The organism is Azospirillum doebereinerae (genome assembly GCF_003989665.1).
Classification (GTDB): domain Bacteria; phylum Pseudomonadota; class Alphaproteobacteria; order Azospirillales; family Azospirillaceae; genus Azospirillum; species Azospirillum doebereinerae.
This window is the reverse complement of sequence record NZ_RZIJ01000002.1, coordinates 274514-287334: the sequence shown is the minus strand read 5'-3', so window position 1 is coordinate 287334 and position 12821 is coordinate 274514. Positions and strand designations below refer to the sequence as shown.

The following is a 12821-nucleotide window of genomic DNA, read 5'->3' as shown; positions in this document are numbered from 1 at the left end:
AACGGTCCGATCAGAACGGCAGCTTGATGCCCGGCGGCAGCTTCAGGCCGCCCATCAGCTTGGAGGTCTCGTCGGCGACGTGCGCCTCGACCTTCTTCTTGGCGTCGTTGAAGGCGGCCTGGATCAGATCCTCCAGGACCTCGACCTCCTCGGGATCGACGACGGACTTGTCGAGCTTGATCTTCTTCATCTCGCCCTTGCCGTTGACCGTCACGGAGACCATGCCGGCCGCGCTCTGCCCGGTCATCTCGACCAGATCCAGGCCGGCCTGCATCTCCTGCATCTTGGCCTGCATCTGCTGGGCCTGCTTCATCATGTTGCCGATATTTTTCATCGGTCAGTACTCTCCTTCGTCGTCGAGCGGGTAATAGACCCCGTCGTCCTGCTGCTGAACCATGAAATCGGGTGTCTCGCCGTCATCCGCAACCTCGGCGCTCTCCGCCGCGGCGATTGCGGCCAGATCGCGGATGTCGATGATCTTGGCGCCGCTGAAGGCGTCGAGCACCGCGCGCACCACCGGGTTGGCCTCGATCTCCGACTGGACGCGGCGCTGGTCGGCGCGGTCCTGCTCGGCAAGCGTCGGCTGGCCCGGGCTGTCGGACAGGGCGACGATCCAGCGCTGGCCGGTCCATTCCGTCAGGAACTGCCCGACCTTGGCCGGCAGGCTGGTCGGGGCCGACGGCGTCAGCCGCAGCTCCAGCCGGCCCGGCTCCAGCCGCACCAGATGCACGCTGCCCACCAGATAGCCGTAGAGCGCGCCCTCGCGCCGTTCGGAGAACAGCTGCGCCAGCGCCCGGAAATCGCGCGGCATCGGCGGCAGGGTCTCTCCGGCCGGGACGGGCGCCGCCTGCACGACCGCCTGGACGGCCTGGGTTTGGGGCGCCTGCGCGCGCGCCGGTTCGGGCGAGCGCGCCACCGCGTGGAGCGTGCCGGAGGACGCGACCGCCACGGGACCGCCGCCACCGCCGGGACCACGCGGCGCCGGGGCCGCGCCTCCGCCGGACTGCTGGGCCTGGAGCTGGCGGATCAGCTCGCCCGGAGTCGGCAGGTCGGCGGCGTAGGACAGCCGCACGATCACCATCTCCAGCGCCTGCTGCGGCACCGGCGCCGCCTGAACCTCGCCCAATCCCTTGAGCAGCAATTGCCACGCGCGGGTCAGCGCCGGCATGCCGAGCTTGCCCGACAGGACGGCGCCGCGCGTGCGCTCGGCCTCGGGCAGGGACGGGTCGTTGGCGGTGTCGGGCACCACCTTCAGCCGGGTCAGGTTGTGGACGAGGTCGAGCAGGTCCTGGAGGATCACCACCGGGTCGGCGCCGACCCGGTGCAGCTCGGCCAGGATGTCCATCGCCTCGGCGGGCCGCGCGGAGACGGCGGACTCGAACAGGTCAATCACGCGGGTGCGGTCGGCCAGCCCCAGCATGTCGCGGACCTGCTGCGCCGTGACCGTCCCGTTGGCAAGCGCGATGGCCTGGTCGAGCAGCGAAAGCCCGTCGCGCACCGACCCGTCGGCCGCGCGGGCGACCAGCGCCGCCGCGTCCGACTCGATGGTGGAGCCTTCCAGGGCGGTGATGCGGGTGAAATGCTCCTTCAGCACCTGGGCGTCGACGCGGCGCAGGTCGAACCGTTGGCAGCGCGACAGCACCGTGACCGGCACCTTGCGGATCTCGGTGGTGGCGAAGACGAACTTCACGTGGCTCGGCGGTTCCTCCAGCGTCTTCAGAAGCGCGTTGAACGCGTTCTTCGACAGCATGTGGACTTCGTCGACGATGTAGAGCTTGTAGCGCGCAGAGACCGGGGAATAGCGCACCCCGTCGATGATCTCGCGGATGTCGTCGACGCCGGTGTGGCTGGCGGCGTCCATCTCCATCACGTCGACGTGGCGGTCCTCGGCGATGGCGCGGCAGTTGTCGCAGACGCCGCAGGGGGTGACGGTCGGCCCGCCGGTCCCGTCCGGCCCGGTGCAGTTCAGCGCGCGGGCGATGATGCGGGCGGTCGTCGTCTTGCCGACGCCGCGCACCCCGGTCAGCATGAAGGCCTGGGCGATGCGCCCGGAATGGATGGCGTTGGTCAGCGTGCGGACCAGCGCGTCCTGGCCGATCAACTCGTCGAAGGTCTTCGGGCGGTATTTGCGCGCGAGCACCCGGTAGGCCAGCCCGGTCGCGGGCGCGGCGTGCGCCGCGTTGTGTTCCAGGGTTTCGACGGAGGTATCGGTCACGCGACAGGCCCGTTCAGACGACGAGGAAGAGATGGCGGGGCGCAGGATAACGTCCCGGCGCCGCGATGTCGCCGTCTGTCTTCGCGGCCGATCTTTTTGAACAGCCGGATTTTCAAAGGGGTAAGGTAGGAGACTGGACGAACGACCCGAGCCGTAACTCGTTGCGGCTGCTTCCTTCCGGACCTGACCGGGTTGGCGAGGGACTCGTCCGACGCCAGTCTCCCGCCGCTTTTATGGCAATGGACGCACCGGGATGCAAGCCCAATCCGACAGCATCGGCGCAATCGCTTGCCGGCGCCTTTTCTCCCCGCCCCGCTGATCCGTCCCGCAGGGCGCTGAGGCGCCCTGCGGGACGGATCAGCGGACGACCATCCGGTCGAGCAGGATGTCGCGCACGCGCACGCCGCGCATCTCGCGGTTCAGAACGCCGGCGATGGTGCTTTTCATCAGCTTGGCGCCCTCGGCGCCCGAGAGCTGCTGCGGGTCGATCTGGCGCATCTTGTCGGCCAACTGGTCCGAGATGCGCGGCACGTAGGGATCGGCCACCTTGCCGTCGACCGTCGGGTCGATTTCCAACAGCACCTTCACGTCGATCAGCCGGGCGTCGCCGCCGCCGAGCGTGAAGGTCATCTGCGGCAGGGCGGCGTAGTTCTTCTTCGGGCCGTATTTGTCGGACGCGTCGGCCGAGGAGCGGTTCTTGGAGGCGATCACCGCCCCCGTGGCCCCGAGCGCCGCCAGGGCGATCAGCAGCCCGAACAGGATGAACGGCATCAGCGACACCGTTTCACCGTTCCGGTTTCTCCGGACGAGTCGCAAGACTGCCTTTCCGATCCCCGTTTCGGGATTCTGGAATCGTTCAACCTTTAAACATTTTACGCAAACCCGAAGCGGACGGTCAAACCCGGCGTTCCAGGTTCAAGAAAAGATCATGATAAGGACCCGCGTCGGAAAGGGGCGTCCTGCCCCTTCCTCAGCCCGGCAGCACCGGGATGTTGTCGATCAGGCGGGCCTTGCCGAGCCAGGCAGCAGCCAGCAGGCGGGCAGGGCGCTCCACGCGGGACACCGGCGCCAGCGTCTCGGCGTCGCGCAGTTCGACGTAATCGATGGAGACGAAGCCGGCCTCGGCGATCCGCCCGCGCACCGCCGTCAGCACGCCGTCCACCTCGGCCCCGCCCGTCAGGGCGGCGGCGGCGGCGGTCAGCGCGCGGTTGAGTTCCGGCGCCCGCGCCCGCTCGTCGGCGCTGAGATAGGCGTTGCGCGAGGACAGCGCCAGCCCGTCGGCCTCGCGCACCGTCGGCAGCCCCTCCACCTTGACCGGGATGTCGAGGTCGCGGGTGAAGCGCCGGATCACCATCAGCTGTTGGTAATCCTTCTCTCCGAACACCGCCACGTCGGGCAGCGCCTGGAGGAACAGCTTGGTGACCACCACGGCGACCCCGCCGAACATCTGCGGGCGGAAGGTCCCGCACAGCCCCTCCGACGGGCCGCCGACCGAGATCGCGGTGGCGAAGCCGTCCGGGTACATCTCGCGGACCGTGGGGGCGTAGAGCGCGTGGCAACCGGCCGACACCAGCTTGGCGGAATCGCCGGCCTCGTCGCGCGGGTAGCGGTCGAAATCCTCGTGGGGAGCGAATTGGGTCGGGTTGACGAAGACGCTGGCGATGACCCGGTCGGCCAGTTCGCGGCCCCGCCGGACCAGCCCCAGATGCCCGTCGTGCAGGGCGCCCATGGTGGGGACCAAGGCCACGGTCAATCCTTCGGCGCGCCACGCGGCGACCAGCGCCCGCAAATCGGCGATCGTTCGCAGAACGGGCAGGCTGGCGGCCTGCTTGCCGCTGGGCGTGTCCGTCCGGGTGACCGTCGGCGTCGTCATGGCGTTGTCCCTCGCGCGTGTCGAAAACCGCGCGCTGGATAAACCGCCGGACTGTTCCTGTCCAGAGAAGCTTTCCAAACGACAGACTGTTGCCGGCCCGGTGAGGACGCTCGTTCGTCCTCGCCAGGCGGCGGCAACGCTTGGCCTGTGCCGGTCAGCGCATCACGGTGAGGAAAACCAGATAGGCCAGGTTCGCCCAGGCGAGCAGCGTGGCCAGCAGCGCCAGGAAGGCCGGGGCGAAGACGGCCGAACCGATGAGGATCGCCAGCACCACGAGGAGCACGCCGACGGACAGCAGGGCGACGCGGGTATTTTCGGTATTTTCCATGGAACGGCATCCGGAACGGGAAAGAAGGATGCCCCTGTTTAACTCAACCCTACAGCTTTTGGGGTGACCTGCGTCAATCCACCGCAAGAAAACGTGACGATTGGGAACCGCTTGGCGCGGGGCGCCGTTTGCCGTCCGAAGCAATGGCCAAGGATGAAAACGAAAAAGGCTCCGAGGCGAGCCTCGAAGCCTTTTTTGATGGTGGGCGTGACAGGGATTGAACCTGTGACCCTTCGCGTGTGAAGCGAATGCTCTCCCGCTGAGCTACACGCCCGATCCTTGAAAATCGGCCCGGTTTGTCCTCCGGTGGAAGCGGCGCCGGCCGGTTGTCGTCGGCCCCGCCGCTGCGGTGGGCGGGTTTTTAGGCCCTGGGCCTCCCGGTGTCAAGCATGAGTTTCATCCCAATATGAAAGAAATTCCAATCGCCGGAGTCCCCCGTGCCCTCTCCCTCCCACACCCGCCGGCCCGACATTCGCCAATTCCGTGCCTCGGCCTTGGCCGTCGCGCTCGCCGGCCTGCTGTCCGTCCAGCCCGGCACGGCGTCGGCCGGTCCGGTGAGCGCGACCTACCGGGTCCATGTCGGCGGTGTCGCCGTGCTCGACGTGGCCGCGACGCTGGAGATGACCGGCGTCGCCTACAAGATGGAGGTGAAGGCGCAGACCGACGGCTTCCTCGGCCGGATGTTCCCGTGGCAGACGGTGTCGCGCAGCGAGGGCGCGGTGCGGCCCGACCGGCTGGTTCCCGCCCGCCACAGCCAGAGCAGCGTGTTCCGGGGAAAGCCGCGCAGCGTGACCTTGGAGTATGACGGGCAGGGCAACGTCGCCGCCACCGTCCTGCCGCCGCCCGAGGAGGATGACCGGGATCCCGTGCCCGACGCGCAGAAACGCGGCGCCTACGACCCGCTCAGCGGCTTCCTGGCCGTGCTGACCGCCGCCGCGCGGGGAGAAGCCTGCACCCGCAGCCTGCCGGTCTACGACGGGCGGCGGCGCTACGACATGATCTTCGAGGACGTCGGGCCACGGCTGGTGGGGGCGTCGCGCTATTCGGTCTTCGCCGGAGCGGCGCGGCAATGCCGGGTGTCCTACCGGCCGGTCGCCGGCTATGGAAAGAACCCGCCGAGCGGCGCCTTCTGGCGGCGCGAGAGCGGCCCGTCCGAACGCCCGCCCGCCGATCTGTGGCTCGCCCCGGTGGTGCCGGGGGAGCCGCCGCTGCCCGTGCGGCTGGAGACCGAGAGCGATCTCGGCGCCGTCGTCATCCACCTGACCGGCGTCACGCTGCCCGGCGGTAGTCCGTCTGGTGGCACCCCAACTCCGGCGCCGCGTTGAGAGGCGTGTCCGTGCCGATGGTGCGCGTGTCGATGACGTGGGTGGAGACCTCCACCCCGATGCGGTGCGCGTCCATGATCAGCGCGGCGGCCGACGGCCACAGCATGCGGCCGTCCACTTCCAGCATCCGGCCGCCCAGCAGCGCAGAATAGCCACCCAGCTTTCCCATGCAGACGATCCGTGCGACCCGTGCGGCCATGATGCGTGTCCTTCCGGCGTGCTGTCGTCGCGCGGCCGCAGGGACGGCGCCGGGCTGCGGCGCCGCCGGGTCCGCACCCGACAGGCTTTTCGTTGATCCGTCATGCCGTCGAAGGCGGCCCAGGCCAGAAGCAGGGCCAGAACGGTCGCAAAGGAAAGCTCCGCTGCCGTCACACCGTTTCGCATCGCCGCTGACCTCCGCCTGTCCGGGCAACCCGGTGAAGGGCGCGCCGCAATCGACACCACAGATGGTAGGGCCTTTCCGGCCCGTCCGTCCCTCGTCCGGACGGATAAGGCACGCAGCCAAAAGGATAGGGCGGATAGTGATTTTCGGTCCGGGCGGTCAGCGGACCGTTGCGGCCAGCCGTTCCAACCCGGCGGGAAGATCGGCGAAACGGTCCAGCACCAGATCGGCCCCGAGATCGGCCACCGGCATGCGGGGGTAGCCGTAGCTCATCGCCACCACGGGAATGCCGGCGCCGCGCGCGGCCTTCACGTCGTTGCCGTTGTCGCCGACCATCGCCGCGCGCGGCGACGCGGGATCGGCGCCCAATTGCTCCAGCACCCAGGTCACGTGCCGTCCGTCCGGCTTCTTGACGGGCAGGGTGTCGCCGCCGGCCACCGCCCCGAACAGCGGAGCCAGACCCAGCGCGTTCAGCAGCTTGCGGGTGATCCGTTCCGGCTTGTTGGTGCAAAGCCCGAGCCGGACGCCGCTCGCCGTCAGCGCCGCCAGGGTCTCGGTCACGCCGGGGTAGAGGGTGGAGGGCTGCTCGTCGTCGAAATAGGCGTCCAGATAGTGGCGCAGCACCGGCTGCACCGCCGTCTCGTCCGCCAGCGGCGCGCCGGTCGCGGCGAAAGCTTGGCGCACCAGCATGGCCGAGCCGTCGCCGACCATCGTCCGCACCTGCGCCTCGGTCAAAGGCGGGCGATCGAAATGGGCCAGCGTGCGGTTCAGCACGCGGGTCATGTCGGGCGCGCTGTCGATCAGCGTGCCGTCGAGGTCGAAGACGAGCGTGGCGAAGGGAAGCGGCATCGGAACCCCCAGGTTTTCGGTCCGCTTTTCAGGCAGACTTTCAGGTTTGGTCAAGGTCAAGCCCGCTTCCGATAGCACGCAGCCCTGCACCCCGACCACGCCCGGCCCCGACTTTTCTCCCGTTTCCCCTGCATGGCAGCACCCCGCCGGCCGTTCTAGGCCGTGGCGACTATGACACGATGACACAAAAGTTGACTTGGGCTTGCGGCCCGGCCTGTGGCACATGATCGGGGAAAGACCTCATTGCCGCGATGGTTCGGCATCCGGCACGTTGCACCCCAGCCGAAACGCCACCACCTTTGCCACCTCAGGCCCGACCAGGAAGACTCCCATGGCCCACCGTCCGCTCGCCTGCGTGATCCTCGCCGCCGGCAAGGGCACCCGCATGAAGTCCGATCTGCCCAAGGTGCTGCACCGTGTCGCCGGCCGGCCGATGGTCGGCCATGTGCTGGCCGCCGTGAAGACGCTCGACCCCGACCACGTCGTCGTGGTCGTCGGCCCCGGCATGGAGAGCGTCGCCGCCGCCGTCGCTCCGTACCCCACCGCGATCCAGCACGAGCAGCGCGGCACCGCCGACGCCGTGCGCGCCGCCTTCGGCCTGCTGGGGGGGTTCACCGGTGACGTGGTGGTGCTGTACGGCGACACGCCGCTGGTCACCCCCGACACGCTGCGCGCCATGGTGGCGGCGCGGCGGCGGTCCGACGACCCGGCGGTGGTGGTGCTGGGGATGCGCCCGGACGACCCCGGCGCCTACGGCCGGCTGATCCTGAACGCGGACGGCGGGCTGGAGAAGATCGTCGAGTACCTCGACGCCAGCGGGGAGGAGCGCGCGGTCGGCCTGTGCAACGCCGGGCTGATGGCCTTCGACGGCGCCCGCATGTTCGACCTGATCGGCAGCGTCGGCAACGACAACGCCAAGAGCGAGTTCTACCTGACCGACGTGGTGCAGATCGCGCGACGCGGCGGCATGGCCTGCGCGGTGGTCGAGGCGGCCCCCGCCGAGGTGGTCGGCGTCAACTCCAGAGCCGAGCTGTCGGAGGTCGAGCGGCTGATCCAGCGGCGCCTGCGCAAGGCGGCCATGGACAACGGCGCCACCCTGACCGACCCGGACAGCACCATCTTCAGCGTGGACACCAAGCTGGGCCGCGACGTGATCGTCGGCGCCCATGTGGTCTTCGCCGGCGGCGTCACCGTGGGCGACAACGTCGAGATCAAGTCCTTCTGCCATCTGGAGCAGACCCGCATCGAGACGGGCGCCACCGTCGGTCCCTACGCCCGCCTGCGGCCGGGCGCGGAGATCGGCCCCGACGCCCACATCGGGAACTTCGTCGAGATCAAGAACGCGGTCATCGAGGCCGGCGCCAAGGTCAACCACCTGACCTACATCGGCGACGCGCGGGTGGGGGCGAAGGCCAACATCGGCGCCGGGACCATCACCTGCAACTACGACGGCTTCGGCAAGCACCGCACCGACATCGGGGCCGGGGCCTTCATCGGCTCCAACTCCGCGCTGGTCGCCCCGGTGACCATCGGCGACGGCGCCATCGTCGGGGCCGGCAGCGTGATCACCACGGCGGTCGAGGCCGACGCGCTGGTCGTGGCGCGCGGCGCGCAGAAGGCCTACGCCGGATGGGCCAAGCGGTTCCGCGAACGCAAGCAAAGCGAGAAAGCGAAAAAGGCGTAAGCTTCGGTCCGCCGTCCCCGATCGATCGGTATCTTTCAGGAGTTTCAGCCCCATGTGCGGCATCATCGGCATCATCGGCATTCACGACGCGTCCCCCCGGCTGGTCGAGGGCCTGCGCCGCCTGGAGTATCGCGGCTATGACAGCGCCGGCGTCGCCACCCTGGTGAACGGCGGGATCGAGCGCCGCCGCGCCGAGGGCAAGCTGGTCAACCTGGACATGAAGCTGCGCGATCACCCGTTGCCGGGCACCATCGGCATCGGCCACACGCGCTGGGCGACCCATGGCGGCCCGACCGAGAACAACGCCCACCCGCACGCCACCCCGCGCGTCGCCGTGGTCCACAACGGCATCATCGAGAATTACCAAGAGCTGAAGGACGAGCTGATCGGCCACGGCTACGTCTTCGAAAGCGCGACGGACACCGAGGTGATCGTCCATCTCGTCACCTACTACATCGAGAAGGAGGGGATGACCCCGGTCCAGGCGTCCTCGGCCTCCTTCAAGCGCTTCACCGGCGCCTTCTCGCTGGTGCTGATCTTCTCCGGCGAGGAGGAGATGATGATCGGCGCCCGCCACGGCACCCCGCTGGCGGTCGGCTACGGCGACGGCGAGATGTATCTGGCGTCGGACGCCTTCGCGCTGGCGCCGCTGACCAACCGCATCTGCTACCTGGAGGACGGCGACTGGGTCGAGGTCACCCGCTCCTCCGTCGTGGTGCACGACGCGAGCGACGCGGTGATCGAGCGCCCGGTGAAGACGACGGCGGTGTCCGGCGCCCTGATCGGCAAGGACGGCTACCGCCACTACATGCTCAAGGAAATCTACGAGCAGCCGCAGGTCATCGGCGACACGCTGAACGCCTATATCAACCCCGAGACCAACCGGATCACGCTGCCGGAATTCCCCTTCGACCTGTCGAAGGCCACCAAGGTGACCATCGTCGCCTGCGGCACCGCCTATTACGCCGGCTTCGTCGCGAAATACTGGTTCGAGACGCTGGCCCGCATTCCGGTCGAGGTCGACATCGCCTCGGAGTTCCGCTACCGCGAGGCCCCGCTGCCCGAGGGCGGCGTCGCCATCTTCATCTCGCAGTCGGGCGAGACCTTGGACACGCTGGAGGCGCTGCGCTACTGCAAGCGCCAGGGCCAGAAAATCCTGTCCATCGTGAACTCGCCGGAAAGCACCATCGCGCGCGAATCCGACGCGGTGCTCTACACCATGGCCGGGCCGGAGATCGGCGTCGCCTCGACCAAGGCGTTCACGACGCAGCTGACGACGCTGGCCTGTCTGGCGGTGACGGTCGGCCGCGCGCGCGGCGCCATTGACGACGAACGCATGCAGCAGATCGCCCACGCCCTGCGCGAGGTCCCTGCCCGCGCCGCCGACGTGCTGGCCCATGACGAGCGCCTGAAGGAACTGGCCCAGGAGGTCTCCGAAGCCCGCGACGTGCTGTATCTGGGCCGTGGCGCCATGTACCCGCTGGCCCTGGAAGGCGCGCTGAAGCTGAAGGAGATCAGCTACATCCACGCCGAGGGCTACGCGGCGGGCGAGCTGAAGCACGGCCCCATCGCGCTGATCGACGACAACGTGCCGGTGATCGTGCTGGTGCCGTCCGACGCCCTGTTCGAGAAGGTGGTGTCCAACGTGCAGGAGGTCTGCGCGCGGTCGGGCAAGGTCCTGCTGCTGGCCGACAGGAAGGGCATCGACAAGCTGGGCGACAAGGTCCGCTGGTCGGTGGAGCTGCCCGCCTGCGACCCGCTGGTGGCGCCGCTGCTCTACGCCATTCCGGTGCAATTGCTGGCCTACCACACGGCCGTGCTGAAGGGCACGGATGTGGACCAGCCGCGCAACTTGGCCAAGTCCGTCACGGTGGAATGAAGCGACGGGGGCGGCCGAGCGCCTGCCCCCCTCCCTAGCCCCCCGCCTTTGGCGGGGGAGGAAACTCCGCCGCACGCCGACAAGCCTCCGGCCCCCTCTCCCGCGAAGCGGGGGAGGGATGGGGAGGGGGCAGGCGCGGCAGGACAGCGCCGCCCTCAGAAATCCATGAAGCGGTTGAACAGCCGCCCGATCGGGCCGGTCAGGCGTAGGCCGCCGATGGTCGTGGCGAGGCACAGGCAGCCTTCCGGGTCGGACACCGGCCGGTGGTCGATCGACGGGTCGCCGATGGCGACGTCGCCGGGCTGGAAGCTGCCCAGCTCGTCGGAAAAGCCGCCGTCCAGCACGACGGTCAGCTCCATGTCGCCATGGGTGTGCTGGGGCACCGCGACACCGCCCTTCATGCGGACCAGCCGCGTGGTGACGTTCGGCCCGGCCTTCAAATCGATGCAGCGGATGCCGGGTTGCAGGAAGCGCCAGCGCCGGCTTTCCAGATCGCCGCCGCCGAGATAGCTCCGCAGCGGTTCCGGGATCAGCGGGCGGGGTGCGTCCGCCGCCGTGGGCCGCGCCGCCGGCTGGCAGGGCGGACGGGGAGGGCGCCCGGCCTCCTCGCGGTCGATGCGGGCGAACAGGGCTTCCAGTCCGTCGGGCGACAGCGTCTCATCCGGCTCGATCCCGTCGAGCAGGGCGCCGCCGACCGCCTCCATCTCGCCCACCATGCGGCGGCAGCCGGGGCAGTAGGCGGTGTGGGTGGCGACGACCAGCGCCGCGCCCTCGCACAGGCCGCCGCCGGCGTAGTCGATCAGCAGGGTGTCGCCCGGGTGGTGGCTGGGCAGGCTCATGCGTCATCCCTCAAGACCCGGCGCAGGCGCTCCATCGCCAGACGCAGGCGCGATTTCACCGTGCCGAGCGGGATGCCGTGCTCGGCGGAGATGACGCTGTGCGGCTTGTCCTCGAAATAGGCCATCCGCAGCAGCTCCGCCTGTTCGGGCGGCAGATCCTTCAGGGCGGCGCACAGCCGGTCGTTGCTCTGGCGGGCTTCCAGCCGCCGGTCCGCCGCCTCGTCCGGTTCGGGGACGAGGGCCGGGTCGTTCGGGTCGATCTCCGGCCGCTGCTCGCGGCGCAGGGTGTCGATCCGCTTGTTGCGGGCGATGGTGAACACCCAGGTGCTGGCCGAGGCCTGGACCGGATCGTAGGTTTCGGCGCGACGCCAGACCAACAGCATGACCTCCTGCACAAGCTCTTCGGCCGCGCCGGATTCGCATCCCAACCGGCGCAAATACGTCTTCAAACGCGGCGCGAAATGGGCGAACAGGGTGCCGAAGGCCAAGCGGTCCCGCCCGCGCCCGACGGCAACGAGCAGATCCTCCAGGTTCGGAGCCGTGTCGGCCATGGGGGTGTGCGTGTCCTGCATGCGCCCATTCAAAGGCAACGGAAGCCGGCGCACAAGCTAGGGATCGCCGCGACCCTTCACCCTGCCCCGAATTCCCCAACCCTTGATCGCCCCCGGTCGTTGCCGAGCCGTATGTCGCATTCGGATCCTTCATACGCAACCGGCCGTGCCACGGATCACAAAAATATTCAGGACCGCCGCCCAATCGCGCGCCGATGCGTTTTGGTGCGACCACCGCCCTTGGAAAGCCGCGTTGCTTTGCGGTAGTGTCCGCCCGACCCACGGAACACCAAAGAGCTGTCGCAAAACGATGCTGCCTTCCCGCGCCATCCGCCGCACCGCCGGGACCGCCCTGGTCCTTGCCGCCTCTCTTGCCGCCTCCGTCCTGGCGACCGCCGGCAGCGCCGCCGCCGCCGATCCGCGCCTGCTCGGGACCTTCAAGGACTGGAACGCCTTCGCGTTCGAGGAGAAGGGCACCAAGGTGTGCTACATCTCCAGCCAGCCGAAGAAGAAGGAGCCGGCCGCCGCCAAGCGCGGCGACGTCTATGTGCTGGTCACCCACCGGCCGGCGGAAAAGACGCTGGACGTGGTCAGCTTCATCGCCGGCTATCCCTTCAAGAAGGACAGCGAGACGGTGCTGGAGGTCGGCGGCAAGCCGTTCAAGCTGTTCACCGACGGCGAAACCGCTTGGGCGCGCGACTCCGACACCGACAAGGCGATCACCGCCGCGCTGCGCGACGCCAAGGGCAAGCCGATGGTGCTCAAGGGCGTGTCCGGCCGCGGCACCAAGACCACCGACACCTACAGCCTGGACGGTGTCGCCCAGGCCTACGACGCGATCAACCAGGCCTGCGGCGTGAAGCGCTGACCAGCCTTCCGTTTTTGGGAAGCCAAGG

The 12821-nt window shown here is 69.0% G+C and carries 13 protein-coding genes, 1 tRNA gene and 1 other RNA gene; 4 read left to right on the top strand and 11 right to left on the bottom strand.

What is annotated here, in order from left to right:
• Positions 1-10: 10 nt before the first annotated feature.
• From EJ913_RS04610 to EJ913_RS04580, 7 genes are all read right to left on the bottom strand, one after another.
• Entirely contained in the window at positions 11-334 is a 324-nt protein-coding gene (locus tag EJ913_RS04610) for a YbaB/EbfC family nucleoid-associated protein (RefSeq protein WP_126995225.1), read from the bottom strand.
• 3 nt (positions 335-337) lie between these two features.
• Complete coding sequence (locus tag EJ913_RS04605) at positions 338-2215, bottom strand: DNA polymerase III subunit gamma/tau (protein WP_126995223.1); 1878 nt, start codon at positions 2213-2215, stop codon at positions 338-340.
• 125 nt (positions 2216-2340) lie between these two features.
• Positions 2341-2438, bottom strand: an RNA gene (gene ffs, locus EJ913_RS04600) — signal recognition particle sRNA small type.
• A 134-nt stretch (positions 2439-2572) separates the two neighbouring features.
• Positions 2573-2986, bottom strand: coding sequence for a flagellar basal body-associated FliL family protein (locus tag EJ913_RS04595; RefSeq protein WP_126995221.1), 414 nt, complete (start codon positions 2984-2986; stop codon positions 2573-2575).
• Between the two features lie 199 nt (positions 2987-3185).
• On the bottom strand, positions 3186-4088 hold the full coding sequence (gene panC / locus EJ913_RS04590) for a pantoate--beta-alanine ligase (RefSeq protein WP_126995219.1): 903 nt from the start codon (positions 4086-4088) through the stop codon (positions 3186-3188).
• A gap of 154 nt (positions 4089-4242) precedes the next feature.
• Complete coding sequence (locus EJ913_RS04585) at positions 4243-4416, bottom strand: sugar tyrosine-protein kinase (RefSeq protein WP_126995217.1); 174 nt, start codon at positions 4414-4416, stop codon at positions 4243-4245.
• Between the two features lie 199 nt (positions 4417-4615).
• Positions 4616-4690 (bottom strand) — tRNA-Val (locus EJ913_RS04580).
• Between the two features lie 163 nt (positions 4691-4853).
• Between EJ913_RS04580 and EJ913_RS04575 the strand changes: the two genes are divergently transcribed.
• Positions 4854-5741 carry a DUF3108 domain-containing protein gene (locus tag EJ913_RS04575; RefSeq protein WP_126995215.1) on the top strand — a complete coding sequence of 296 codons (888 nt, stop codon included), beginning with the start codon at positions 4854-4856 and terminating at the stop codon, positions 5739-5741.
• On the opposite strand, the gene EJ913_RS04570 is transcribed toward EJ913_RS04575, so the two are convergent.
• Positions 5686-5940 (bottom strand): hypothetical protein, encoded by a 255-nt coding sequence (locus EJ913_RS04570; RefSeq protein WP_126995213.1) that lies wholly within the window; start codon positions 5938-5940, stop codon positions 5686-5688. The two genes, EJ913_RS04575 and EJ913_RS04570, sit on opposite strands and share 56 nt — an antisense overlap.
• 342 nt (positions 5941-6282) lie before the next feature.
• Entirely contained in the window at positions 6283-6972 is a 690-nt protein-coding gene (gene gph, locus EJ913_RS04565) for a phosphoglycolate phosphatase (RefSeq protein WP_126995211.1), read from the bottom strand.
• A 331-nt stretch (positions 6973-7303) separates the two neighbouring features.
• Here gph and glmU point away from each other — a divergent pair, with 331 nt between their 5' ends.
• Together glmU and glmS are read left to right on the top strand one after the other, a co-directional pair.
• Complete coding sequence (glmU, locus tag EJ913_RS04560) at positions 7304-8656, top strand: bifunctional UDP-N-acetylglucosamine diphosphorylase/glucosamine-1-phosphate N-acetyltransferase GlmU (protein WP_126995209.1); 1353 nt, start codon at positions 7304-7306, stop codon at positions 8654-8656.
• A 52-nt stretch (positions 8657-8708) separates the two neighbouring features.
• A complete protein-coding gene (gene glmS, locus EJ913_RS04555; protein ID WP_126995207.1) occupies positions 8709-10535 on the top strand; it encodes a glutamine--fructose-6-phosphate transaminase (isomerizing) in 1827 nt (608 codons plus the stop codon).
• 155 nt (positions 10536-10690) lie between these two features.
• Here the strand turns inward: glmS and EJ913_RS04550 are convergent, their stop codons facing one another.
• Positions 10691-11374 carry a ChrR family anti-sigma-E factor gene (locus tag EJ913_RS04550; protein ID WP_126995205.1) on the bottom strand — a complete coding sequence of 228 codons (684 nt, stop codon included), beginning with the start codon at positions 11372-11374 and terminating at the stop codon, positions 10691-10693.
• Positions 11371-11946, bottom strand: a complete 576-nt coding sequence (locus EJ913_RS04545; RefSeq protein ID WP_126995203.1) for a sigma-70 family RNA polymerase sigma factor — start codon at positions 11944-11946, stop codon at positions 11371-11373. Before EJ913_RS04545 ends, EJ913_RS04550 begins: the two co-directional genes overlap by 4 nt.
• A 289-nt stretch (positions 11947-12235) precedes the next feature.
• Between EJ913_RS04545 and EJ913_RS04540 the strand changes: the two genes are divergently transcribed.
• Positions 12236-12793 carry an invasion associated locus B family protein gene (locus EJ913_RS04540; RefSeq protein ID WP_126995201.1) on the top strand — a complete coding sequence of 186 codons (558 nt, stop codon included), beginning with the start codon at positions 12236-12238 and terminating at the stop codon, positions 12791-12793.
• Positions 12794-12821: the final 28 nt, after the last annotated feature.